Origin of the sequence: Brevibacterium otitidis (assembly GCF_042429315.1) — a bacterium.
In the GTDB taxonomy this organism is placed as follows: Bacteria; Actinomycetota; Actinomycetes; order Actinomycetales; family Brevibacteriaceae; genus Brevibacterium; species Brevibacterium otitidis.
Genome location: NZ_JBHMAU010000097.1, coordinates 1 through 1472, shown reverse-complemented (window position 1 = coordinate 1472; position 1472 = coordinate 1). Strand labels below are relative to the sequence as shown.

Sequence of the window (1472 nt, the reverse complement as noted above, 5' to 3'; positions counted from 1 at the left end):
TGATGCTCCTATAGGTTGTCAAGCGATTTGGAGGAGATATCGGCGGTATTCGTGGGTGAAGTCGTCGTCTCGGGATTTGCCTCGTTCGATGTTTGAGACCTTTGCTGGCCACACGTTGAAGTTGTGCGCGACATCGGTCAGGGACAGCTTGTGTGCAAGGCGTAGCGGTCGCAGATCGTCAGTGGCTGGTACTGCTGGCGGATTGATGATGAGGGCGTAAACCTCGGCGGCGACGTAGCGTTTGAGGCAGCGCATGATCTCTTTGGTTGTTTTCCCTTCTTGCCGCCGGCGTGCGACGTAGGTTCGGGTGCGCTGGTCGAAGGACATTCTGCACTTGACGATGTCGTACAGTGCGCTGTTGGCTTGCCGGTCTCCTCCCCGGTTAAGCCGGTGCCGGATGGTCTTGCCTGATGATGCCGGTAGCGGGCAGGCCCCGCACAGGGCAGCGAAAGCAGCCTTCGACGTGATTCGTTCGGGATTCTCACCGGCGGTGACGAGCAGCTTTGCCGCCGAGATCGGGCCGATGCCCTTCGCCGCTGCTAGGGCTGGTGCGACATCTGCTGTCAGGGCAGCGATCTGGTCATCAGCGGTGGTGATTTCCTCGTTGAGGAACTCGATGCGCCTGGCCAGACGCTTGAGCGCCACACGCAGATGATCGTCAGGCTCGGGAGTGGATGCCGCTAATATCGCGTGCAGATCACGGTCTTTCATCCCGGTGTATTCCTCCCGTACTGCTGCTGGGGCGGTGGTGAGGAAATGAACGATCTGGGAGATCGCGGCGGTGCGCGCTTTGACTGCCGTGGCCCGGGCCTTAAGCATCATCCGCAGCCCATCGACAGCCCCGCCGAGGAGCTTGGGAATCGGCAGGCTATCCCCATCGGCAGCGACCGTCTTAGCTGCAGCATAAGCGTCGATGGGGTCAGACTTCCCACCCCGACGCACTTGCCTATTCGGGCGGATCACTTCTTTGACCGTGATTCCCTGATCCCTCAGATAGGCGGTGATCCCGGCCCCGTAGGACGCCGTTCCTTCCACACCGATCGCGATGACCGTACCGAAGGTCAGGACGAAAGACAGCAGATCGGCATAGCCTGCCCGAGTGGTGGGAAACTCGCAGTCACCGAGTTTCCTTCCGACTTCACTGACGATGCCGACGTGATGAGTGCCTTGATGGGTATCGATACCGGCGTACACATTCGCAGCTGATCCTGTCATGATGAAAGTGCCTCTTCCGTTGGACTGGTAGGGGTGAGAGCCAGTCGGTCGGGCAGACAGGACGTTGACGAGACTCCGGTTTAGCGGAGTCATGCTCCTATAAGGTCATGTCCCCACCGACTGGTTCTCTTCGATGAAGACGAGGCTCCCAGCGGACGGATCAACGCAACGGCATCGCAGCACGCAGAGCCAGTCAGTGCCTGGGTCACGCCGGAAACCCCGCCCCTTACAAGTATCAACGTCCGTGCCTCGTGGGA

General features: G+C 59.9%; 1 protein-coding gene. It reads right to left on the bottom strand.

What is annotated here, in order from left to right; genetic code table 11:
* Positions 1-18: 18 nt before the first annotated feature.
* Positions 19-1215: an IS110 family RNA-guided transposase gene (locus ACFFN1_RS13630; protein ID WP_376841376.1), complete on the bottom strand. Its 1197-nt coding sequence runs from the start codon at positions 1213-1215 to the stop codon at positions 19-21.
* Between the last annotated feature and the right edge of the window lie 257 nt (positions 1216-1472).

Bases quoted from the DNA above. Each gene is read 5' to 3' on its own strand.
- ACFFN1_RS13630 (WP_376841376.1), bottom strand. From the start codon at position 1,215: ATGACAGGATCAGCTGCGAATGTGTACGCCGGTATCGATACCCATCAA.